Source organism: Altererythrobacter sp. (assembly GCF_050299635.1).
Classification (GTDB): domain Bacteria; phylum Pseudomonadota; class Alphaproteobacteria; order Sphingomonadales; family Sphingomonadaceae; genus Erythrobacter.
Genome location: NZ_JBNKWF010000003.1, coordinates 152,230 through 173,381 on the forward strand (window position 1 = coordinate 152,230; position 21,152 = coordinate 173,381).

21 protein-coding genes are annotated in these 21,152 nt (G+C 61.0%); 15 read left to right on the top strand and 6 right to left on the bottom strand.

What is annotated here, in order from left to right:
- Positions 1 to 29: 29 nt before the first annotated feature.
- From ACQY6C_RS02600 to ACQY6C_RS02620, 5 genes are all read left to right on the top strand, one after another.
- Entirely contained in the window at positions 30 to 2,069 is a 2,040-nt protein-coding gene (locus ACQY6C_RS02600; protein WP_427964278.1) for a toll/interleukin-1 receptor domain-containing protein, read from the top strand.
- Between the two features lie 26 nt (positions 2,070 to 2,095).
- Positions 2,096 to 2,614 (top strand): hypothetical protein, encoded by a 519-nt coding sequence (locus tag ACQY6C_RS02605; RefSeq protein ID WP_427964280.1) that lies wholly within the window; start codon positions 2,096 to 2,098, stop codon positions 2,612 to 2,614.
- A gap of 445 nt (positions 2,615 to 3,059) precedes the next feature.
- Positions 3,060 to 4,634 (top strand): glutamine-hydrolyzing GMP synthase, encoded by a 1,575-nt coding sequence (gene guaA / locus ACQY6C_RS02610; RefSeq protein WP_427964281.1) that lies wholly within the window; start codon positions 3,060 to 3,062, stop codon positions 4,632 to 4,634.
- The gene (locus ACQY6C_RS02615; protein ID WP_427964283.1) at positions 4,625 to 5,041 is read left to right on the top strand and encodes a GNAT family acetyltransferase; all 417 of its coding nucleotides are present in this window, start codon (positions 4,625 to 4,627) and stop codon (positions 5,039 to 5,041) included. The genes guaA and ACQY6C_RS02615 overlap by 10 nt, the downstream gene beginning before the upstream one ends.
- Position 5,042: 1 nt before the next feature.
- Entirely contained in the window at positions 5,043 to 5,561 is a 519-nt protein-coding gene (locus ACQY6C_RS02620) for a metal-dependent hydrolase (RefSeq protein ID WP_427964285.1), read from the top strand.
- 45 nt (positions 5,562 to 5,606) lie between these two features.
- Here ACQY6C_RS02620 and ACQY6C_RS02625 read toward each other — a convergent pair whose 3' ends face one another.
- The gene (locus ACQY6C_RS02625; protein WP_427964287.1) at positions 5,607 to 6,608 is read right to left on the bottom strand and encodes a DUF3047 domain-containing protein; all 1,002 of its coding nucleotides are present in this window, start codon (positions 6,606 to 6,608) and stop codon (positions 5,607 to 5,609) included.
- Positions 6,609 to 6,884: 276 nt separating this feature from the next.
- Between ACQY6C_RS02625 and ACQY6C_RS02630 the strand changes: the two genes are divergently transcribed.
- Positions 6,885 to 7,859, top strand: coding sequence for an NAD(P)H-dependent flavin oxidoreductase (locus tag ACQY6C_RS02630; protein ID WP_427964289.1), 975 nt, complete (start codon positions 6,885 to 6,887; stop codon positions 7,857 to 7,859).
- A 140-nt stretch (positions 7,860 to 7,999) separates the two neighbouring features.
- On the opposite strand, the gene ACQY6C_RS02635 is transcribed toward ACQY6C_RS02630, so the two are convergent.
- Both ACQY6C_RS02635 and ACQY6C_RS02640 read right to left on the bottom strand, forming a co-directional pair.
- Positions 8,000 to 8,449, bottom strand: a complete 450-nt coding sequence (locus ACQY6C_RS02635; protein ID WP_427964291.1) for a hypothetical protein — start codon at positions 8,447 to 8,449, stop codon at positions 8,000 to 8,002.
- A 115-nt stretch (positions 8,450 to 8,564) separates the two neighbouring features.
- Positions 8,565 to 8,816, bottom strand: a complete 252-nt coding sequence (locus ACQY6C_RS02640) for a zinc-finger domain-containing protein (RefSeq protein WP_427964292.1) — start codon at positions 8,814 to 8,816, stop codon at positions 8,565 to 8,567.
- A gap of 201 nt (positions 8,817 to 9,017) precedes the next feature.
- On the opposite strand from ACQY6C_RS02640, the gene ACQY6C_RS02645 reads away from it, so the two are divergent.
- Both ACQY6C_RS02645 and nadB read left to right on the top strand, forming a co-directional pair.
- Complete coding sequence (locus tag ACQY6C_RS02645) at positions 9,018 to 9,953, top strand: ABC transporter ATP-binding protein (RefSeq protein WP_427964294.1); 936 nt, start codon at positions 9,018 to 9,020, stop codon at positions 9,951 to 9,953.
- 315 nt (positions 9,954 to 10,268) lie between these two features.
- Entirely contained in the window at positions 10,269 to 11,861 is a 1,593-nt protein-coding gene (nadB, locus tag ACQY6C_RS02650) for an L-aspartate oxidase (RefSeq protein ID WP_427964296.1), read from the top strand.
- Here nadB and ACQY6C_RS02655 read toward each other — a convergent pair.
- Together ACQY6C_RS02655 and ACQY6C_RS02660 are read right to left on the bottom strand one after the other, a co-directional pair.
- Positions 11,858 to 12,073: a helix-turn-helix transcriptional regulator gene (locus ACQY6C_RS02655; protein ID WP_427964297.1), complete on the bottom strand. Its 216-nt coding sequence runs from the start codon at positions 12,071 to 12,073 to the stop codon at positions 11,858 to 11,860. The genes nadB and ACQY6C_RS02655 overlap by 4 nt on opposite strands.
- 25 nt (positions 12,074 to 12,098) lie before the next feature.
- The gene (locus tag ACQY6C_RS02660) at positions 12,099 to 12,563 is read right to left on the bottom strand and encodes a hypothetical protein (protein WP_427964299.1); all 465 of its coding nucleotides are present in this window, start codon (positions 12,561 to 12,563) and stop codon (positions 12,099 to 12,101) included.
- 439 nt (positions 12,564 to 13,002) lie between these two features.
- Between ACQY6C_RS02660 and ACQY6C_RS02665 the strand changes: the two genes are divergently transcribed.
- From ACQY6C_RS02665 to ACQY6C_RS02680, 4 genes are all read left to right on the top strand, one after another.
- Positions 13,003 to 13,494 carry an energy transducer TonB gene (locus tag ACQY6C_RS02665; RefSeq protein ID WP_427964301.1) on the top strand — a complete coding sequence of 164 codons (492 nt, stop codon included), beginning with the start codon at positions 13,003 to 13,005 and terminating at the stop codon, positions 13,492 to 13,494.
- Between the two features lie 102 nt (positions 13,495 to 13,596).
- Complete coding sequence (locus ACQY6C_RS02670; RefSeq protein WP_427964303.1) at positions 13,597 to 14,484, top strand: alpha/beta fold hydrolase; 888 nt, start codon at positions 13,597 to 13,599, stop codon at positions 14,482 to 14,484.
- Positions 14,485 to 14,562: 78 nt separating this feature from the next.
- Entirely contained in the window at positions 14,563 to 15,939 is a 1,377-nt protein-coding gene (locus ACQY6C_RS02675) for a peptide MFS transporter (protein ID WP_427964304.1), read from the top strand.
- Positions 15,940 to 16,156: 217 nt separating this feature from the next.
- Positions 16,157 to 17,065, top strand: a complete 909-nt coding sequence (locus ACQY6C_RS02680; protein WP_427964306.1) for a LysR family transcriptional regulator — start codon at positions 16,157 to 16,159, stop codon at positions 17,063 to 17,065.
- On the opposite strand, the gene nrtS is transcribed toward ACQY6C_RS02680, so the two are convergent.
- On the bottom strand, positions 17,023 to 17,277 hold the full coding sequence (nrtS, locus tag ACQY6C_RS02685) for a nitrate/nitrite transporter NrtS (RefSeq protein WP_427964307.1): 255 nt from the start codon (positions 17,275 to 17,277) through the stop codon (positions 17,023 to 17,025). The two genes, ACQY6C_RS02680 and nrtS, sit on opposite strands and share 43 nt — an antisense overlap.
- A 576-nt stretch (positions 17,278 to 17,853) precedes the next feature.
- On the opposite strand from nrtS, the gene ACQY6C_RS02690 reads away from it, so the two are divergent.
- From ACQY6C_RS02690 to ACQY6C_RS02700, 3 genes are all read left to right on the top strand, one after another.
- Positions 17,854 to 19,836 carry a ribonucleoside-diphosphate reductase subunit alpha gene (locus ACQY6C_RS02690; protein WP_427964347.1) on the top strand — a complete coding sequence of 661 codons (1,983 nt, stop codon included), beginning with the start codon at positions 17,854 to 17,856 and terminating at the stop codon, positions 19,834 to 19,836.
- A gap of 122 nt (positions 19,837 to 19,958) precedes the next feature.
- Complete coding sequence (locus tag ACQY6C_RS02695) at positions 19,959 to 20,408, top strand: hypothetical protein (RefSeq protein WP_427964309.1); 450 nt, start codon at positions 19,959 to 19,961, stop codon at positions 20,406 to 20,408.
- A gap of 131 nt (positions 20,409 to 20,539) precedes the next feature.
- On the top strand, positions 20,540 to 20,914 hold the full coding sequence (locus tag ACQY6C_RS02700; protein ID WP_427964310.1) for a PilZ domain-containing protein: 375 nt from the start codon (positions 20,540 to 20,542) through the stop codon (positions 20,912 to 20,914).
- Positions 20,915 to 21,152 lie beyond the last annotated feature (238 nt).

Here is a 21,152-nt window from a genome sequence, read left to right on the forward strand (position 1 = left end):
CGCGCCGGGTCGCATGACTGGGGGCAGTTTTGGAGCAACGCCACTACAGGGCTTTTCTCAGCTATAGCCACCGCGACAAGGGGGTGGCCGAATGGCTGCACCGTCAATTGGAGGGGTACAAGCTGCCCCCCGGTTTGGCGGAAGCGAATGGCGCAGGTGCACTACGCCCGATTTTCAAGGATCGAGACGAGCTCCCCGCGTCGGAAAATCTCGGGGAAGCGATCGAAAGCGCACTTGCGAACAGTTCCGCCCTCATCGTGCTGTGCTCGCCATCGGCTGCGATTTCGCCCTGGATTGCCCGTGAAATAGATTTCTACAAGCGCCGACATGGCGATAGCCGCGTGTTCGCAGCGGTGGTCGACGGCGAACCGCCCTACAACATGCCCCCGCCTCTGCGGGTGAGATACATCAATGGCGAGCCGACCGGTCAGGAAGCGGAGCCGGTTGCCGCGGATCTGCGCCCTGAGGGGGATGGGCGCAAGCTGGGCCTGCTCAAGATTGCTGCGGGCCTGGCGGGTGTGGGGCTGGACGCGCTGGTCGATCGTGAAGCGCAGCGCCGCCATCGGCGCATGGCACTTGTGGCCGGGCTTTCATTCGTCGGCATGGTGGTTGCGATTGCGCTCGCCGTCTTTGCGGTTCAGCAACGCGACGCGGCGCGCGCGGAGCGGGCCGAAGCCAATGGCCTGGTCGAATATATGCTCACCGATCTGCGCGATCAGCTCGAACCGGTCGGCAGGCTCGACCTGCTGGATGGGGTCGGGGCAAAGGCGCTGGACTATTACGCCAGGCAGAAGCTGGACAGTCTCACGCCTGATGAGCTTGGCCGCCGCGCCAAGGCCGTGCAACTGGTGGGCGAAGTCCAGAACCTGCGCGGCTATAACGACAAGGCGCTCCCTGCCTTCCGCGAAGCCGCGCGCACAACCGGCGAATTGCTGACCCGCCGCCCGAACGACCCGGAGCGAATGTTCAATCATGGGCAGAGCCTTTACTGGGTCGGCTACATAACCTGGCAGCGAGGCCAGATGGATGAAGCCAAGCGCGCACTTGGTGAATATGCCGATATCTCGACCAGGTTGGCGGCGATGGACCGTGCCAATCTGGATTGGCAGATGGAAGAATCCTACGCCCTGAGCAATCTTGGCACGCTTGCGAATGACGAAGGCCGGTTCGACGATTCGTTGCCATTGTTCCAGCGCAGCGTCGAAATCGTGCGCAAGGTCGCGGAAGCGGAAAATCGACCGCCCGCCCGGCTTGTCGAGCTGGGAGAAGGGCTGAGCTGGGTTGCGACCACGCAGCAATATCTCGGTGATTTCAAGGGATCGGCAAGAACGCGGCAGGAAGAAATCGACCTCTATCTGGAGGTGCTCAAGGCCGATCCCGAAAACTATGATGCCTTGCGGGTTGCCATGTTCGCCGAGGCGCGAATGGGCTGGTTGCTGGGATTGACCGGCGATCGCCGCCGGGCGCGCCGGATGTTCAATGCGGCCGTGGCATCGGCTGACCGGCTGCTCGAGCATGATCCCGAACACACCTGGACAATGGAAATGGCGGTGCCGGCCTTTACCGACCGTGCGATGCTCAACTGGCGCGAGGGGAACCGTGAGGCGGCCTCCGACGACTTCGACCAGGCTGCCGCCGTAATTGCCGAGCTGAGAAAGCGCGACCCCAAGAACCGGGTGTGGAACATAGAAAAGCCCGCCGTAAACGAGCTCTTGCGTGCTTTGACCGACCAGTCCGGCATCTCAGCTGCAAGCATGCATGAACGGGCGAAGCGCTGGCTCGGCAAACTCGACCAGTCCGATAGCGGCCATGTCTGGCCCATTGTCGCTGCGCATGTCGTCGACGCGATCGGATACGAGCGGGAGGGCGATCGCGCTGCGGCCGCGCAGGCCTATGCGCGTGCGATTGCGGTCGAGGACCACGCAGTGGGGATCAATATCAATTCGCTGGCCTTGCGCGCGGCTGCTGCCGAGCGCCTGGGCCAGACTGCGCTCGCCCGCCAGTTGCGCAGCGAACTGGCAAAACGCGAAGTCGATCCCGTGATCGACGATCACCTTCCAACTGCCTGATAATTTGTGCAAAAAGGGGACCGAAAATGACAACGCAAGTCGAAGTCAATGTGATGGGATATGACCTGCACTGGATCCAGGGACTGGGATATTACGTCGGAAATTTCATCTTCCAGCAGATCTCGCCGACTAACCAGATCCTGGTGTTCAGTGATGGCACAATCGACCTCAATCAAGGCGCCGGCCTGTCGGATTCTGTATCGGTGCTTTTCCGCTGGCTATCCCCGCAAGTCGAAATCGGGGGAAACCTCTACGAGGCCCAATTTGCTCCAACGCCGAGCGACAACATCTGGATTCTCGAAGGCAATGCCAAACCGAACCACACCGACAATCCGCCGATTAACGGCGGCCAGATCACTGTGAGCGCCGGGGGTGCCGCGAATGAAATCGTGCTTGAAGACCTCAATAACGACGAGAATCACTATACCTATTGCTTCGCCGTCCGGGTCGGGATCGATGGCGGCCAATGGTTCGTTGCGGATCCGAAGATCATCAACAAGGACGTAAATCGCGTTTTCTCGCTTGAATACGATTCCCTGAGCTGACGCGGATTTCGGCCAATTTTGCGATTGAGACGCAGCCGCCATGGGGTTGGGGGGGAGGACTATACCGGCGGCTGCGTCTCTCTCGCTGCCTGTGCAGCTTGCCGAGGGGGAAATGTTCGGGCGATCGCGTCGCCACTCGAACACCGCCGAATTGAATCGGCATCGGCAAGAGAGGCCGGGAAAGCTGCTGCCTGGAAGCAGACGGCCTGCCCGTATCGCCCGGCGGGGAAGGAGAGGTGTCCCCGGGTTCGGGTGATGACCTGCAGGTATTGTTCGATTGCTCTTAATTCAAATGAGAAAATGCGGAGCTTTGTTGCGCAATTTGCAACTCAAGGCGGAGGCCGGTGCGTTGCTGGATTGCCGGATTGCATTGCGAGGGGAAGGAGCTGCGCAAAGGCCAAGCAGAATCCTTGCAAGCCACGTGCGCGATCATTAACGCGCGGCCATGGACCCATCGCATCTCCCCGATTCCATCCTTATCGTCGATTTCGGCAGCCAGGTGACCCAGCTGATCGCGCGCCGCGTGCGCGAGGCAGGTGTCTATTCCGAGATCGCGCCGTTCAGCCTCGCTGAAGAGGCGTTTCACAGGCTGAAGCCCAAGGGCATCATCCTCTCAGGATCGCCCGCCGGTGTGCCTGAGGAAGGCAGCCCGCGCGCCCCGCAGATCCTGTTCGACAGCGGACTGCCGATCCTGGGCATTTGCTATGGCCAGCAGGTGATGAGCCACCAGCTCGGCGGCGAGGTTCGCCCGGGTCACGAAACCGGGGAAGGCGGCGAGTTCGGCCGCGCCTATCTCACTGTCACAAAGGAATGCGCCCTGTTCGACGGGCTGTGGCAGGTCGGTGATCGCCATCAGGTCTGGATGAGCCATGGCGACAAGGTGACAAGGTTCGCCCCCGGCTTTGAAATCGTCGCCACCAGCGACGGCGCACCCTTCGCAGTGATCGCCGATGAAGCGCGCAAATATTACGGCACCCAGTTCCACCCCGAAGTGGTCCACACGCCCGATGGCGGCAAGCTGATCGCCAATTTCGTGCGTCATGTCTGCGGCTTGGCGGGCGACTGGACTATGGCCGAATTCCGCAAGACCAAGATCGAGGAGATCCGCGCGCAGGTGGGTGACGGCAAGGTCATTTGCGGGCTTTCGGGCGGGGTCGATTCCGCCGTCGCCGCGGTGCTGATCCATGAGGCGATCGGCGACCAGCTGACCTGCGTTTTCGTCGATCACGGATTGATGCGCCTGAACGAGGCGGAGCAGGTCGTCACGCTGTTCCGCGACCACTACAATATCCCGCTCGTCCATGTGGATGCAGAGGACATGTTCCTGGGCGGCCTTGCCGGTGAGACCGATCCGGAGAAGAAGCGCAAATTCATCGGCGGCGCCTTCATCGATCTGTTCGAGGCAGAGGCGAAGAAGATCGGTGGGGCCGATTTCCTGGCGCAGGGCACACTCTATCCCGATGTCATTGAAAGCGTCAGCTTTACCGGCGGGCCATCGGTAACGATCAAGAGCCACCACAATGTCGGCGGCTTGCCCGAACGCATGAACATGCAGTTGGTCGAGCCGCTGCGCGAGTTGTTCAAGGACGAGGTGCGCGCGCTGGGCCGCGAGTTGGGCCTGCCCGAAATCTTCGTTGGCCGCCATCCCTTCCCAGGGCCAGGTCTCGCCATCCGCATCCCCGGCGAAGTCACGAAGGAGCGTTGCGACATCCTGCGCAAGGCCGATGCGATCTATCTCGAGGAAATACGCAAGGCCGGGCTTTACGATGCGATCTGGCAGGCCTTCGCCGTGCTGCTGCCGGTCAAGACGGTGGGCGTGATGGGTGACGGCCGCACCTATGACAGCGTGTGCGGCCTTCGCGCCGTGACCAGCACCGATGGCATGACAGCGGACGTCTATCCCTTCGATGCGGCATTTCTGACCGGGTGCGCCACGCGCATCGTCAACGAAGTGCAGGGCATTAACCGCGTCGTCTATGACTACACGTCCAAGCCTCCGGGCACGATCGAGTGGGAGTAGGGATCGCAGTCGCTGCCCCGCTTGACCGCGAGGCGGTGATTGCGCTGTGGCGCTCTGCCGGGCTGACGCGGCCCTGGAACGACCCCGTTTCAGACTTCGACCTGGCTTTGGCGGGTGAAAGTTCGACGATCCTGATCGCGCGCTGCGGGGATACAATCACCGGCAGCGTGATGGTCGGATTCGATGGTCATCGCGGCTGGGTCTATTATCTCGCCAGCGATCCGGCGCATCGAGGCAAAGGTATTGGCCGCGAGTTGATGCAGGCCGCTGAAGACTGGCTCAGGCAGCGCGGCGCGCCGAAGATCCAGCTCATGGTGCGCGGCGACAACGATCAGGCGCAGGGCTTCTACCGGGCCATCGGATATAAAGTGCAGGACGTCGTGACGATCGGGCGCCGATTGGACTGATATGCCAACAGTCGTCACTCACGCAGCGGTTCCCCTCGCAATTGCCGTCGCGGCGGGGCCGCAACGCATCTCGCGCCATGTGGCCATGATGGGAGTGGTGCTGGCAATGTTGCCTGACGCCGACGTGATCGGATTCCGGATTGGCATTCAATATGCCGACACTTGGGGACATCGCGGCGCGACGCATTCTCTGGTCGTCGCACTGCTGGCAGCGGCTGTCATTGCCGCATTCTGGCGACCGGCGCGCGCCACCGGCGTATTCCTGTTCCTCTTTTTCGCCGCAGCCTCGCATGGCTTGCTGGATGCATTCACCGACGGCGGTCTTGGCATTGCCTTGCTCTGGCCCTTTGGCGACGCGCGCTATTTCGCTCCGGTCACGCCGATCCGTGTCTCACCCATTGGCAGTGGATTTTTCTCTGCAAGGGGGTTTGAGACACTGCTTTCGGAGTTGCGCTGGATCTGGCTTCCCAGCTTGGCTCTGGCGATCGGTGGTAGAGCCACCATGCGGCGATTGGACTGATCGCGCTGCCCCTACTCCTCGCACATCGCCCCTGTGCTCTCAGTGTCATTCGATGCGGAAGTTCCTGAAGCGCGCCCTGGCCTCGTTGCGCTGGAACACGCTGTTGGCGATCAACCACACGCGCACGATCCGTTCCGGCAGCGGTTCCCCCAGCGCTTCACGATAATCGGCAGCGATCATGCGCTTCTCGCTGTGCCAATCGCCCAGACCGGTCTCGCCGCTGCGGAGCACCCAATGCGTCTCCCAATCGCACCACCAGCCAAGCGGGCAGCGGAACACATGCCCTTCGGGCAGGCCCGCGCTCCACATATAGGTGAGATCGCGGCCATTCTCGAACTCGACCGCAATGCTGATGTAATCATGGGTGAAGGCGAGATCTTCGGGCAGGCGTGAAGGCAGGCTTTCGATCAGCCAGTCCCATTCGAGCGAGCTCTCCGGTGTCAGAGGCTGCTCGACGGGAAATTGCAGGATACCCACGTCGCCGCCCAACTTTACCTCGACGTCATCCCTGCTTCCGGTGAAGATCTGCGCCTGGCCGATCCGCCACAGATAGTTCCAGCCTTCGGGCGCTCCATTGCCGCTGGCAGGTGCATCGCTACGTTCGATCCGTACGCTGATCCCCGGCTTCATCGCCGGCCTCTTTGCCGGAATGAGCGCGCCATTCTCGTTGGCGAATTCGGACAGTCCCTTGGATAGCAGCTCAAGTTCGCCATCGTCCCAGGCTTCGAAGATCCATTCGCTATCCCCGATCCGGCGTACGGGCCCACCGTCGATCCGCACGAATAGCGTGGCGTCCGGCTCGAACATCAGGCCAAGGCCCTTCGCCAGCCAATGGTGGCCGCCTGCGACCAGCTTGAAGCGCTCGCCGCGCCGAACCCGAAATCCGGTGGCGGTCCAGTCCTTCTCGCCGCCGGTCAGCAGATAGGGCGCACCGGGGTCGGGATCGCGGGCTTCGGCCTTCAGTTGCGGCAGCTTTGCACGCTGTTGACGGACAAATCGCGCAAAGGTCCCTGCGCGCTGCAAAATCGATCGCTTGGTTTCTGGCAAGGCATGCCTCCCTTGTTGCCTCTCCTGTGCGACCTGCTTCAGCATGCTCCGATTTCGGGTCCAGCGGAAGATGCATTCCCGCCGCCTGCCCGCAGTGTCGCAATTGTTCCGGTTGCGCAGGACTGCCCCTCGATCACGGCATTGGCTATCGCACGAAAGTGCCATGCCTGACGCTACGGCATCGCCCGGACGTTGGGCCGGGGCTTGCGCAGTCCGGATTTCTCCGCAAGGCTTGCCCGTGAAGCCGCTGAAAAGGCACCTGGGAGATTCGTTCAAATGAAGACCGCCATCACCGAAATGTTCGGCATCCAGCATCCCATCATCCAGGGCGGTATGCACTGGGTGGGTTTTGCCGAAATGGCCGCTGCGGTATCGAACGCGGGCGGTCTTGGCATCATTACCGGGCTGACGCAGGGGACGCCTGAAAAGCTCGCGAATGAAATCGCGCGCTGCAGGGACATGACAGACAAGCCGTTTGGCGTGAACCTGACCTTCCTGCCCAGCCTGACGCCGCCCGACTATCCCGGCCTGGTCAAGACGATCATCGATGGCGGAGTGAAGGTGGTGGAGACCGCAGGGCGCAATCCGCAACAGGTGCTGCCCGCGCTCAAGGATGCCGGGATCAAGGTGATCCACAAATGCACCAGCGTGCGCCACTCGCTCAAGGCACAGGAAATCGGTTGCGATGCAGTCTCGGTCGACGGATTTGAGTGCGGCGGCCATCCGGGCGAGGACGATGTGCCCAATTTCATTCTGCTGCCGCGCGCGGCGGACGAGCTGGAGATACCCTTCGTTTCATCGGGCGGAATGGCCGATGGCCGCAGCCTGATCGCATCCCTGGCCATGGGCGCTGAAGGCATGAATATGGGCACGCGCTTCATCGCCACCAAGGAAGCGCCGGTGCATGAAAATGTGAAGCAGGCGATCGTCGCTGCGAGCGAGCTCGATACCCGGCTGGTCATGCGCCCGCTGCGCAATACCGAACGCGTGATGACCAATGATGCGGTTGAAGATCTTCTGAGGATCGAAAAGGAAAAGGGCAGCGATCTCAAGTTCGAGGATATCATCGAACAGGTCGCAGGCGTCTATCCGCGCATCATGAGCGAAGGCGACATGGATGCCGGTGCATGGAGCTGCGGCATGGTGGCCGGGCTGGTCTATGACATTCCGACCTGCCAGGAATTGATCGACCGGATCATGAAGCAGGCCGAGGATATCCTCGCGCGCATGAATGCAATGCAGGCGGCCTGACGCCTTTCACTTCGCGAGATACAAGAGTCGGGGCGAGAGACAAGAGTCGGGGCAAGAATCAAAAGGGGAGCGCCCATAATGGGCCGCTCCCCTTCTCGCTGATCGGCCCGTCGGGCTGATTGGCTGCAGGCCGGATGGCCTCAGCCTTTGGAATCGTCCCCATCCTTGACCCTCGTATAGGGGATGAAATCGTCAAGGAATATGACGCCGTTGAACATATGGCTGCTTCGATCCAGCGTGGTCACGCTGTCGAGCTTGCACAATTGCGACCCGCTGAAGCGCTTGATGACCAGGACATCGTCATTGTCGATGTCTTGCGGGCGCCTCGTGCGGTTGACGTAGATCGTATTGCCGCGGCCATAGACGAGAGCGGTATCGTTGATCACTCTCATATTCTCATTGGGGGCGGTGAAAATGCAGGTCGTCGGCTTACCAGCCACACGGCCCTCCAGCAGTTTGGCAAGTTCCTTCTCGCCCTTGGTGAGTTCCGCAGATTGCTCGCTTGAGGATTCATCATGGGCAATCGCCGGAACGGCAGTCAGGCCAAGCGCGGCAGCGGCAAGCACAGCGGAAGGAATCAGTTTGTACATCGCGAGTCTCCTTATGGGACCAAAGCCCCCCTCAGTACGATTTACAGACTATCACACTCGGCTGAACCCGCGATGACCGAACTGCCCTGGACCGCGTTGAAGAACTCCGCGCGGCCTAAGGGCTCGCCCCCTCCGAAATGTCGGGCAGCGTGGACTGGTCCACGCCATCGGCCGGCCCGCCCTTCAACACGAAGCGCCGGTCGCAATAGCCACAATCGACATAGCCATGCTCATCGATCTCGAGGAAGACGCGCGGATGGCCCAGTGCAGCGGGGCGAAATCCTTCGCCCTGGCGAATGGCGCTAGCACCGTCGCAGCTTACGCGGTGCGTCTCGACGAGAATGGTCTCTGGCGGGGCGGTGTTCATGCCGTTGCCGATAGAGCGCTTTTTGTTTCACCTCAAGCGCCGGCGTTCGCATCCGCTCACTTGGCTATCCTCGCATAGGCTCGGGCGGCCATGCAGGTGGCCCCTGGCCAGCTGCGTCTTCGACTTCGCTTCCGGCCTTGCGGGTCTGCGGCCCGTTCCATCACTTTACAGCGCTTTGCGAATAGGCCTAGTGCGAAGGCCATGACGCCCCCTCCCGCAATCCGGATCGACAATCTCGTAAAACGCTATGCCGCGCCTGATGGCGGCGAAGGCAAGCTGGCGCTCAAAGGGGTGAGTTTCGATGTGCCGCAGGGCGGCATTTTCGGCCTGCTCGGGCCCAATGGCGCGGGCAAATCGACGCTCATCAATATCCTTGCGGGGCTGGTCACCAAGACCGGCGGCAGTGCGGAGATTTGGGGCTTCGACATCGACCAGCAGCGGCGCAACGCCAAGCGCGCGATCGGTATCGTCCCTCAGGAAATCGTGTTCGATCCCTTCTTCACTCCGTTCGAAGTGCTGGAGAATCAGGCCGGATTCTACGGCATCGCCAAGCATTTGCGACGCAGCGAGAAACTGCTCGAGGCAGTCCATCTCAGCGACAAGCGCGATGCCTATGCCCGCACGCTGTCGGGCGGGATGAAGCGCCGCCTGCTGGTGGCCAAGGCGATGGTTCATTCGCCGCCGATCCTGGTGCTGGACGAGCCGACCGCCGGCGTGGATGTGGAATTGCGCCGCCAGCTTTGGGAATTGGTCACGGGTCTCAATGACGAAGGCGTCACCGTGGTACTCACCACGCACTATCTTGAAGAAGCGGAACAGCTCTGCGACCGGATCGCGATCATCAATCATGGCGAATGCATCGCCAACAAACCGACGCGCGAGCTGGTCGGCATGGCGCGCGAGAAGATCGTGAGCATATCGGTGGACAAGGACATCGCCGGGCCGATCGTGGAAGAGGGCTTCGTGAAGTCGGAAGTGGTCGAGCCGCGCGTGCTGGAAATCACTTACGACCGCGACCGGGCCAGCGCGGGCCAGGTGCTCGCTCTGGTCCAGCAACACGGCTACACGATCGAGGACGTGACCACCCGCGAAGCCGATCTTGAGGATGTTTTCGTCCAGCTCACCGGCGCGGGGTGAGTGCTAGCGAACCCTCGGTTCGTTTCCTTGATCCAGCCGCCAGTTTCCGCGCGAGATGCGCCGGATAGGGCGGCCGCAATGCGCGCAGGTGCCGCAGAACTGCGCACCATTCCAGCTCACCCGATGGTGCTGCGGGACATGGTGATTGAGCGAACATCCAAGGAAGCCGAGCAGCGTCATGCGCCTCCTTTCCGGGCGAGAAAGCTGCCTCAAGGGCCTGCGCGGGTCACATTAAAACCCTGAAATCTGTTCCAGTGTGACGAATTGCTCTGTCCTGCTTGCCCCGCGCGGCGACGGAGGGCATGAGGTGGCGCCATGACCAGCAGCGATCCGCAATATGACGTACTTGTAATCGGTTCGGGGGCAGCGGGGCTCACTTCCGCGCTTGCCCTGGCCGAAAGCAAGAGGGTGCTCGTTCTCGCCAAGGGCACGCTGACCGGCGGCTCGACTGCCTGGGCGCAGGGCGGCATCGCTGCGGTGCTCGACGCAGGCGACACGTTTGACAACCATATTCGCGATACGATGGTGGCGGGTGCCGGCCTCAATCGCCGCGAAACGGTCGAGTTCGTGATCGAGAACGCGCCGCGGTCGATCGACCGGCTGATCGAGCTTGGCGTCCCCTTCAACCGCGAAAGCGGCGACCTCCACCTCACCCGCGAGGGGGGGCATTCGCACCGCCGGATCGTGCATGTTGACGATGCCACCGGCTGGGCGGTGCAGGAAGCCTTGCTCAAGGCCGCCGAAGCCAACCCCAACATCACCATGTTGCCGGGGCGGACCTGCATCGATCTCATCACCGGAAGGCACGGGGTCAAATATTCGGGCGAAGGCCGGGTGTGGGGCGCCTATGCGCTCGACGTCGAGACGGGCAAGGTCGAGAAGCATCTGGCGCGCGCCACGGTGCTTGCCGCAGGCGGGGCGGGGCGCTGCTATCTCTTCTCCACCGCGCCGCGCGGCGCAACGGGTGACGGGATCGCCATGGCCTGGCGCGCGGGATGCCGCGTTTCGAACATGGAGATGATGCAGTTCCACCCGACCTGCCTTTACAATCTGGAGGTCAAGAACTTCCTCATCACGGAGGCGGTTCGCGGCGAAGGCGGGCACCTTCTGCATCCTGAGACCGGCCACCGCTACATGGCCGATTACGATCCCGAACGGATGGAGCTGGCTCCGCGCGATATCGTCGCGCGCGCGAATGACGACCAGATCAAGCGTTATGGCCTGGACTATGTCCATCTCGACATCAGTCACAAGCCGCCCGAGTTCGTGAAGGAGCATTTCCCCACCATCCACGAGAAGCTGCTGGGGCTGGGTATCGACATGACGAAGCAGCCGATTCCGGTTGTTCCGGCCCAGCATTATACCTGCGGCGGTGTGCTGATCGGGCTCGATGCGCGCACTGACCTGCCGGGCCTGTGGGCGGCGGGCGAATGCACTGAAAGCGGATTGCACGGTGCCAACCGCCTCGCGTCCAACTCGCTGCTTGAATGCTTCGTCTTCGGCGAGGCTGCGGCGAAAGACATTCTTGAAAACTGGGACGTGCTCGACGCCCCGCCGCCGATCAAGGATTGGGACGAAAGCCGGGTGACCGATTCCGACGAGGAAGTGGTCATCAAGCAGAACTGGACCGAGATCCGCCGCTTCATGTGGAACTATGTCGGGATCGTGCGCACTACCAAGCGGCTCGAACGCGCGGCGCACCGGATCCAGTTGTTGGGGCAGGAGGTCGAGGACTATTACGGCTCGTTCCGCGTCACGACCGACCTCATCGAACTGCGCAACCTGCTGCAGGCGGCCGAGCTGATCGTGAAGTCGGCGCTTCGCCGGCATGAGAGCCGCGGGCTGCATTTTACGCTCGATTATGCAGGCACGGACGAGGTCGCGCGCGATACCGTGCTAGTGCCCTAACAAGGGTCTGAATCAAGCGATTCCGGGAGCTGGAAGAGCGAGTGGACGTCTGTCTCCAGTGCCTTGGCCAGTTTTAGCGCAAGGACTGTCGATGGAATGAACACCGAATTTTCGACTGTGTTGATCGTCTTGCGGGTTACCCCAACCATTTGCGCAAGTTCTTCCTGCGTGAGGCCGCATTCCACCCGAAACTGGCGCAGTTGATTCTTCAAAGACGTGGTCTTTGGCGGGCTCACGTCAGTCTCCCCCCTGGTTGTACAGGATGACAAAGGCAAGCAATGTGCCCGACACGCCAATGGTCAATATGACTTGCAGGATCGGCAGGATTGGCAAGGGCCAAAACATTGAAACCGCGTACATCAGCGACGTTGTGCCGATCAGGAAAAAGAATCCGTATTGCAGCGCCAGCCCACGCGCAAACCTGCTCCAATCATCCCTCAGGATTGCCGCCGCACCGGCCTTCTTTACCCGGCAGTAAAGCAGGAAGAAGCAAAGCGCCGAGATCGCATAGGCAATTGCCCCGCCGATCTTCACCAATCCGGCATAATGGAAGAAGCTGCCGCCAACTTCAGACATTTGCATCAGGATGTCGCCTGCCTGCCAAAGCGCGAATGTGATCGCCATGGCATAGATCAGCCGCGATTGATCCCGCACAAGAGATTCCGTTTCCGCCACCGCTATTCCTTTCATTGCGTAATTCATGCTATGTAACCTATACGTTACAAAAGAGAAGTCAAGGTTACTTCGCAACTTTCCTGACTGCCTTGGATTTGAACTTCGCACATCTGGTGGATTCAACCTTGCCAGCTTCCGCCTCCTATCGCCTCACAGACGGGCTTGAGTCGCAGTCGAACTGTGCAGGCCGGCACTTGTCCTGGCCGCTCGTCGAGTGCGGTCATCCGTTCGTCCGAGCGCGAAGCAAACAGAACGATCGGCAAAGCACTTTGACGATCCATCGTTGAGGCTTGCGCCTTTGTCCGCTCATATGCCTGCAGGAAGCGGGCTTGCCCCCAAAGCGACCCAGATCTCGCATGCCCGCTTCCGGATCGACCACTCGCTGGCCAAAGCATGAGTGTTCGGGACTGTGCTCGGCAACGCTGGTCGAACTGGCCGATCATCCACCAAGTGAGAGGATGATCTGATGCATATATTATTGAAGACTTCCGTGGCCGCAGCGATTGCGCTGACTGGCCTTGCAAATGCCCCTGCACATGCCGGCGAGGATATTGTGGTTCAGTCCGCCGCTGCGATGGAGGAATGGTCCCAATCGGTGACGCATTCGCTCGACCGCAGGCTTCTCCTGTCGAAAAAGGCAATGCGCGCAGATACCGTCAACGGATTCGTGCAATTGCGTTTCACGCTCGACGATCGCGGCAAGGCGCAAGACATTCGCGTCTATCACAGCTCGGGCGACTCATTGACCGACAGGGTTGCAAGCTATGCCGTGCGTTCGCTTCCCAATCTCGACGAAGCGCCGGTCAGGGATGTCCATGAAAAGACATTCCAGGCCAACATCATTTTTGCCGACGGTTTCGCCGAATATTCCGAACTGTCGCGTGAATTGGCCCAATCCGAAGCGAAACGCATCGCGTTTGGCGGCGAAGAGGAGGAAGTCGTCGCGCTCGGCGGTTAGCACCTCTTGGGCAGACGTGTAGCTTGCCGCCCCTGCGTTTCTCGATAAGGTTGCAGGATCAACGCAATACCTATCAAGGAAAACGGGGGGAGGCAGGCACTTATGCCAGAGGTCACAGCGAACGGAATCACGATCCATTACGACGAGCATGGCGACAAGGACGCGCCGCCGATACTCCTTATAATGGGCTTTGCCGCGCAGATGACCTTGTGGCCGATCGAACTGGTCGAGGCATTGGCCAAGCGCGGCTTCCGCGTCATTCGCTTTGACAATCGCGACATCGGGCTCAGCCACAAGTTCCACGGCGTCAAGGCGCCCGGCGTGATCAAGCTCACGATCTTCAGCAAGCTCGGGATCAAGCCCAAGGTGCCCTATTCGCTGGCGGACATGGCCGATGACGGCGCCGGTCTGCTCGACGCGCTGGGGATCGAGCGCGCGCATATCGTAGGCGGCAGCATGGGCGGGATGATCGCGCAGCATTTCGCGTCGCGCCATCCGGACAAGACGCTTTCGCTCACCTCGATCTTCTCGACCACCGGCCACCCGAAGCTGCCTCCGGCAAAGAAGGAGGCGATGGCAGTGCTGGTGAAGCGCCCCGAATCGACCGATGAGGATGCGCTGGTCGAACACGGAATGTTGGTTGCCCGCACGATCGGCAGCCCGGGCTATCCGGCGCCGGAGGATCACTTGCGTGAAAGGACCCGGGCCAATGTGCGCCGCAGCACCTATCTCGAAGGGCCGCTGCGCCAGATGGCGGCGATCATTGCCGATGGCGATCGCAGTGCCATGATCAGCGAAATCGATACTCCGACACTGGTTCTGCATGGCGAAGACGATCCGCTGCTGCGCGTCGAATGCGGGCATGACATTGCGGCAAAGATTCCCGGTGCGAAGATCAGGACCATTCCCGGATGGGGGCATGATCTGCCGCTGGAACTGGTCGAGGATCTGGCAGATTCGATTGCCGGGCATGCCTTGAGTGCCGCCTGATATGCACATGGGATCGGGCGCCTTTTGACATTGGGCGGGCATTGTCCCAATCCCGCTGGCGGGATGTGAGGGGGCAAGATGAGCAATACAGGCGCGACGGCCGATAGCGGCGGCTGGATGGGGCATCCAAAGGGTCTGTTCTTCCTGGCCTTCACCGAGATGTGGGAGCGTTTCTCGTTCTACGGGATGCGCGCGCTCCTGGTGCTCTACATGGTGCAGGATCTGCTCATGTCCGATCGGGTCGAGAAGGTGGCCGGAATGGCTGCCTTTCGTGACGCGCTCGAAGCGGCCTTCGGCCCCATGAGCACGCAAGCCTTCGCCAGCCAGACCTTCGGGCTTTACGCGGGCTTCGTCTATTTCACTCCCCTGTTCGGTGGATTGATGGCCGATCGCTGGCTCGGCGCGAAGAAGGTAGTGGTGATCGGCATCGCATTGATGACGGCAGGCCATTTCGCGATGGTGTTCGACTGGAGTTTCCTGATCGCGCTGGTGCTGCTCGTGCTGGGATCGGGGTGCCTCAAGGGCAATATTGCGGCGCAGGTCGGGCATCTCTACCCCAAAGCCGAAGAGGCCCTGCGGTCGAGCGGCTACACGTTGTTTTCGACCGGCATCAACATTGGTGCGATCCTGGGTCCGGTGGTGTGCGGAGCGCTGGCGCAGGTCTATGGCTGGCATGTCGGCTTCGGCACTGCAGGGGCGGTGATGCTGGTTGCGGCCGCCGTCTATTTTTCGGGAATGAGACATTTCGCAGACCACAGGTCCAGCATGCCTGAAAGGGAACATGCCGCCATGTCGCGGCAGGACTGGCGCATGCTCCTGCTGGTCATCCTCGTCATTGCAATGTTGCTCTTCCAGTTCCTCGCATATGACCAGATGTCCAATGTGGGCATGATCTGGGTTGCGAGCCATGTCGATCTGGCCACTCCTTTCGGGGTGGTCCCGACGCCATGGTTTGCAGCGGAGGATGCAATGGCCTCGGTCGTGATCGTGCCGTTCCTGATCGCGCTGTGGCGCTGGCAGGCGAGCCGCGGCACCGAACCGGGCGATCTGGGCAAGATGGCGATCGGCGGCTTGGTGATGAGCGGTGCAGCGCTCGCGCTGGCCGCGGGGGCCTATACGGTCGAGGATGGGGGCAAGGCTTCTGCGGCCTGGCCGCTCCTCGCTTACTTCCTCTCGGGCGTCAGCTTCATGTGGAGCTGGCCCAATGCATTGGCTTTGGTGTCGCGTCGCGCGCCGCTGAGCATCAACGCGCTGATGATGGCGGGGGCCTATCTCATTGTCTTTTTCAGCAGCACGGGATCGGGCTTTATCGCTCGTTGGTATGAACCTCTCGGGCCGATGTATTTCTGGCTGCTCAATGCCGGAATCGCGCTGTTCGGTTCGCTGTGCTTCGTTATGTTCGGCCCGCTTATCAAAGGCCGGATGGACGAACTCGACGCATCCGCCGTTCCCTGAATCTGTGCCGGGTGAATGCCGATCGAGCGTGCTGCTGCAACGCGAAGCCAAGCGACCAAAGCGCGCGCCAATGCGCTGCGGGAAGGCTGGGATGAAGCGATTTGCCCAAACCCTCAAAGCGCTGAAATTCGTTGAGAAATACCTAATTTAATGCGGCTTATGCATCTATAATCCGGTTTAGATGGATATTAACTCATATTTCGAATAAAATGGCCGCATGGACCTCCTTGCCGCCTATCGCGCATTCGTGGCCGTGGCCGACCATGGCGGCTTCACCGCGGGCGCAAGAATCTGCGGCCAGAGCCAATCGACGGTCAGCCGCCAGGTCGCCGATCTCGAGCAATATCTTGGCGCTCGATTGCTACGGCGCACCACCAGGCGCGTTGCGCTCACCAGCGATGGGGAGCAATTGCTGGAGAAGGCGCGTGGACTGATTGCAATGCTAGGCGAGGCGGAGCGATCGGTGGGCCGCCGTGCATTGGATGTGGCCGGCCATTTGCGGATCGCGGCACCGGCCGCGCTGGGTCATGTCCTGCTGGCTCCGCTGTTGTGTTCGTTCCTGTCGCGCCATCCCGGCATGGAAGGGGAGATGCTGACACTTCGCAGCCGGGAAGCGGCCTATGTCGTCAATGTGGCGGCAGACCTGGCAATCGAAATCGGGCCGCTGCAAGCGCGCCTGGGCGAACGCCGCAAACTGGGTGACGTTCCCATGGTGCTGTGCGGATCGCCAATGCTTATCCGCGATCTTGGCGCGCCGAAGACGGTTGAGGACATTGCGCGTCTGCCTGCCGTCGTTTCCGTGCCGCCGGGCATGGAGCCGCATGTCTGGCGGCTGGAACGCGAAGCCGAGCATCGCGAAGTCGATCCGTCACCGCGCTTGCGCTGCGACAATCTGGAGGCTTTGCGCGCGGCGGTGCTGGAAAGCGTGGGCATCGCGCTGGTGCCGCTCTGGCTGATCCATCACGATCTGGCGTCGGGCAGGCTGTGGCGTCTCTTGCCGCAATGGCATGGCGGGTTGCAGCCCCTCTTTGCCGGCCCGCCGGGCAAGGGAAGGCCCGGCCCGCACGCTCGCGCCTTTCTCGATTATCTTTCCTCTTCACTCGCACGCGAAGGCATCTTCGCCTGAACCGTCAATGCTGAATAGGCGCCGTAGCTGGCCACGAGAAATGGCACGAGATAGGTCAGCGCGACCTTCCATATCGCAGGCGAATCGCCCGCAAGGATGATGTCGCCCTGGTTGATTGCGGTCAGCACCGTTCCGATCAGCAGCGCAACAATGAGCGAACGCCGCAAGACCGCCCCCTTGAAGCATGTGGTGAAAGCTGACCGATCGAACATGATGTCCCCCTGACCGATACCCGCGAACGATTGTTTCAGGTCTCGATTCGATTGATTCAAACCCCTCACCCGGAGGTTTTGCCCGCATAAATTTTTTCGCAGATTCATTTTAGGACTTGCGCATCGCGCGAGCCAAGCATTTCCCGCGCGTCGCTGCACTGCAACATGAATTGAAAGCGGCGCATTGCGCCGTTTCCAGTGGTTTATTTTGCTTAACCCTCTTGCGTGCGAGTCCGTGCTGATTCACTATCTAGTGGTTCCGGACGCGGGGGCACCTACAAGACCTAGTTACTCGGCGCAGAATCACCATATCTGCGGATAGAGGACGAGTCGGTCGATTGGGTCGCAAATCCGAACCGGCCTGTGGGCAAAAACGGGATAAGTAATTCCCCGTCGGCGCCCTAATATTGCTAGGTGGGAGGGGTCCCGCCGAGTCGAACACATGCGGAACAAGGGCCCGGCTTGAAAAGCGGGTCTTCGGGGAAAAGAAGAGCGGGGCATATGACGGAATTCAGGACTGGAGACGAAGCGGCAATGGGGCTCGAACAAGAGGCGGCAACATCGCCCGAGACCAATATGAAATCGCGGAAGAAGACCGGTCCGGCCGATGATTCGGCGAAGGCAGTGAGCATGGAAAAGACAGACAAGGGATCCGATGAGCTGGTCGCCGAGAAGGCGGGAGAAGCGCTGGCTGACGCAGTTGCACAGGCCGCGAAGGCGGCTGCACAGGCTGACACCAAGAAGGTGATGGATCGTCGCTTCGACATTCAGATCGACGAATCGCGCGACGAAAAGCTGACCGAGTTCGGCAAGGAAACCCTGATCGACCGCTATCTGCTGCCGGGCGAGAAGTTCCAGGACCTGTTCGCCCGCGTGGCGGATTTCTATGCCGACGATGAAGAGCATGCCCAGCGGCTCTATGACTATATCTCGTCGCTGTGGTTCATGCCCGCAACGCCGGTGCTGTCCAACGGCGGCACCAATCGCGGCCTGCCAATCAGCTGCTATCTCAATTCGGTCGAGGACAGCCTCGACGGCATCGTCGGTACCTGGAACGAGAACGTCTGGCTCGCGTCGAAGGGCGGCGGCATCGGCACCTATTGGGGCAATGTCCGCGGCATCGGCGAGCCGGTTGGCCTGAATGGCAAGACCAGCGGCATCATCCCCTTCGTGCGGGTGATGGATTCGCTGACGCTGGCGATTTCGCAAGGGTCGCTGCGGCGCGGATCGGCCGCCTGCTATATCGACATCTCGCACCCCGAGATCGAGGAGTTCCTCGAAATCCGCAAGCCAAGCGGCGATTTCAACCGCAAGGCGCTCAACCTGCACCATGGCGTGCTGGTGACCGACGAGTTCATGGAAGCGGTCCGCAGTGGTGATGATTTCGAGCTCAAGAGCCCGCGCGACGGATCGGTGCGCGGCACCGTCAATGCGCGCTCGCTATTCCAGAAGCTGGTCGAGACACGGCTGGCGACGGGCGAGCCCTATATCGTCTTCTCCGACACGGTGAACCGGATGATGCCCAAGCATCACCGCGAGCTGGGCCTCAAGGTCTCAACCTCCAACCTGTGCGCCGAAATCACGCTGCCAACGGGCCGCGACCATCTGGGCAATGACCGCACGGCGGTGTGCTGCCTCTCTTCGCTCAATCTCGAGAAGTGGGACGAGTGGAGCACGGACAAGAACTTCGTTGAAGACGTGATGCGCTTCCTCGACAATGTGCTGCAGGACTACATCGACCGCGCGCCTGACGAGATGGCGCGCGCCAAATACTCCGCCGCGCGCGAGCGTTCGGTCGGCCTTGGCGTGATGGGTTTCCACTCCTTCCTCCAGCAAAAGGGCATCGGTTTCGAAAGCCCGATGGCCAAGGTGTGGAACCTCAAGATGTTCAAGCATATCCAGGGCAAGGCGTCCGAGGCGTCGATGCTGCTGGCGCAGGAACGCGGCGCATGCCCCGATGCCGAGGAAATGGGCGCGATGGAGCGCTTCAGCTGCAAGATGGCGATCGCACCGACTGCCTCGATCAGCATCATCTGCGGCGGCGCCAGCGCCTGTATCGAACCGATCCCGGCCAATATCTACACGCACAAAACGCTGTCGGGCAGCTTCATCGTCAAGAACCCCTATCTGGAAAAATTGCTGCGCGAGAAGAGCAAGGATTCCAACAATGTGTGGAACTCGATTCTCGAACGTGGCGGATCAGTCCAGCACCTCGATTTCCTGACGGTGGAGGAAAAGGCGACCTTCAAGACCAGCTTCGAGATCGACCAGCGCTGGCTGCTCGAATTCGCTGCCGATCGCGCGCCCTATATCGATCAGGCGCAGTCGCTGAACCTGTTCATCCCCGCCGATGTCGACAAGTGGGATCTGATGATGCTGCACTTCCAGGCTTGGGAGAAGGGCATCAAGTCGCTCTATTACCTGCGCTCCAAGAGCGTGCAGCGGGCCGGTTTCGCTGGCGGGGTGGAAGCCGACAATACCACTGACGCGACCAAGTTCGAACTCGCGGCGACCGCAGGCGAACAGACCGATTACGAGGAATGCCTGGCCTGCCAGTGATGGACGGGCAAGTCGTGAGGCCTCGCAATTAGACGATGCAAAGAAGGCCCGGTGAGCACGCTTGCCGGGCTTTTTTGGATCTGGGCGGGGCTATGAATGCGATGTGGAAAGGAATTGATCCGATGCGAATGCCGTTTCTCGCTCTCGCGTTCTTCCTGGCCGCCGGATCGCAATCCATCGCGGCGCAGCCCGCTGAACAGATCGCGGAAAGCCCTTCCCGGTTGCTGGCCGAAGATGTGCGCGTGGCGATCGTGGCCGGTGATGCGCAGGCTTGGCACGATCTGATCAAGTGGGACGGTGTCGATGATATTACGCGCGCCGCAATCGACCGCATGACCGAGAGTGTGCTAGGCCGCGCGGTTGAAAGCGTAGCGATCGAACCTCTCGATGCTGCGAATTACGAACCCTATGAGTTCAAAGGCGTACGCTATGTCCTCAATGGAGAGCCCAAGGGCCAGGTGACGGTCAATTTCGTTCCCGAACCGCCGCTCTCGCAAGACAGCTTTACCATGGCCTTCGGTGTCGAAGATGGCCGCGCTGTGATTCTGCTCGCCAGGCCCGATGGGCAATAGGTTCGAGCCTGATACCGACCATCCCAAACGACAGGAAATCAATTTCTTTTAGCCTTAATTCGGCCTTAGGAATTTTCCTGTCATAGCGCCCACCTCGATTCCTTTCAGGATTCATACGGGTTGCTGGCGTTATGAGAGCGCGAAAAGTCGAACGCAAACGGACGGACATCGGCGGCCAGTGCTGCTCGGTGCAAGGCCGTGTGTTCGATGTCGTACTGAGTGATCTCACCCAGGGCGGTTGCCGCTTCCGCGATCCCCAGCGCATTCTTGCGATTGCCTCGCCGGTCAATATGACAATCGATGGAACCGGCCCGCACCGCGCCCATGTCCGCTGGCGCGAGCAGGAGGAGGTGGGTGTATCCTTCATACGGCCGCTCACCGCCGAGCAGGTCGAGGCCCTGATTTCGGGCAAACCTTCGAAGACGGTTCATCCGATTTCGAAGCCGCGCGAACTGGCGCCGCCCAATCGCACCGCTTCCAGCCTTCCGCTGCGCCGCATCTGCTGAACGGTCTTCCATGCAGGTTCTCAGGGCGTGCCACCAAGGCATAGGATGGTCCCCTGCCCTGGATCAGCCGGGCATCGCCGCGAAATAGACCGCGTAGAAGAGCGCCCAGGCGCAGGTGAATAGCAACCACACTCGCCGTGCACTCCATTTCTCGCGCAGGCGAGGCCCCAAGAACCCTCCGCCAATGCCGACCAACAGGAAGCGCGGCAGGCGGGCGACGATCGACGCCAGGAAGAAA

Coding starts and splice junctions, on each gene's coding strand:
- ACQY6C_RS02605 (WP_427964280.1), top strand. CDS start 2,096: ATGACAACGCAAGTCGAAGTCAATGTGATGGGATATGACCTGCACTGG.
- guaA (WP_427964281.1), top strand. CDS start 3,060: ATGGACCCATCGCATCTCCCCGATTCCATCCTTATCGTCGATTTCGGC.
- ACQY6C_RS02620 (WP_427964285.1), top strand. CDS start 5,043: ATGCCAACAGTCGTCACTCACGCAGCGGTTCCCCTCGCAATTGCCGTC.
- ACQY6C_RS02630 (WP_427964289.1), top strand. CDS start 6,885: ATGAAGACCGCCATCACCGAAATGTTCGGCATCCAGCATCCCATCATC.
- ACQY6C_RS02635 (WP_427964291.1), bottom strand. CDS start 8,449: ATGTACAAACTGATTCCTTCCGCTGTGCTTGCCGCTGCCGCGCTTGGC.
- ACQY6C_RS02640 (WP_427964292.1), bottom strand. CDS start 8,816: ATGAACACCGCCCCGCCAGAGACCATTCTCGTCGAGACGCACCGCGTA.
- ACQY6C_RS02645 (WP_427964294.1), top strand. CDS start 9,018: ATGACGCCCCCTCCCGCAATCCGGATCGACAATCTCGTAAAACGCTAT.
- nadB (WP_427964296.1), top strand. CDS start 10,269: ATGACCAGCAGCGATCCGCAATATGACGTACTTGTAATCGGTTCGGGG.
- ACQY6C_RS02660 (WP_427964299.1), bottom strand. CDS start 12,563: ATGAATTACGCAATGAAAGGAATAGCGGTGGCGGAAACGGAATCTCTT.
- ACQY6C_RS02665 (WP_427964301.1), top strand. CDS start 13,003: ATGCATATATTATTGAAGACTTCCGTGGCCGCAGCGATTGCGCTGACT.
- ACQY6C_RS02670 (WP_427964303.1), top strand. CDS start 13,597: ATGCCAGAGGTCACAGCGAACGGAATCACGATCCATTACGACGAGCAT.
- ACQY6C_RS02675 (WP_427964304.1), top strand. CDS start 14,563: ATGAGCAATACAGGCGCGACGGCCGATAGCGGCGGCTGGATGGGGCAT.
- ACQY6C_RS02680 (WP_427964306.1), top strand. CDS start 16,157: ATGGACCTCCTTGCCGCCTATCGCGCATTCGTGGCCGTGGCCGACCAT.
- nrtS (WP_427964307.1), bottom strand. CDS start 17,277: ATGTTCGATCGGTCAGCTTTCACCACATGCTTCAAGGGGGCGGTCTTG.
- ACQY6C_RS02690 (WP_427964347.1), top strand. CDS start 17,854: ATGAAATCGCGGAAGAAGACCGGTCCGGCCGATGATTCGGCGAAGGCA.
- ACQY6C_RS02695 (WP_427964309.1), top strand. CDS start 19,959: ATGCGAATGCCGTTTCTCGCTCTCGCGTTCTTCCTGGCCGCCGGATCG.
- ACQY6C_RS02700 (WP_427964310.1), top strand. CDS start 20,540: ATGAGAGCGCGAAAAGTCGAACGCAAACGGACGGACATCGGCGGCCAG.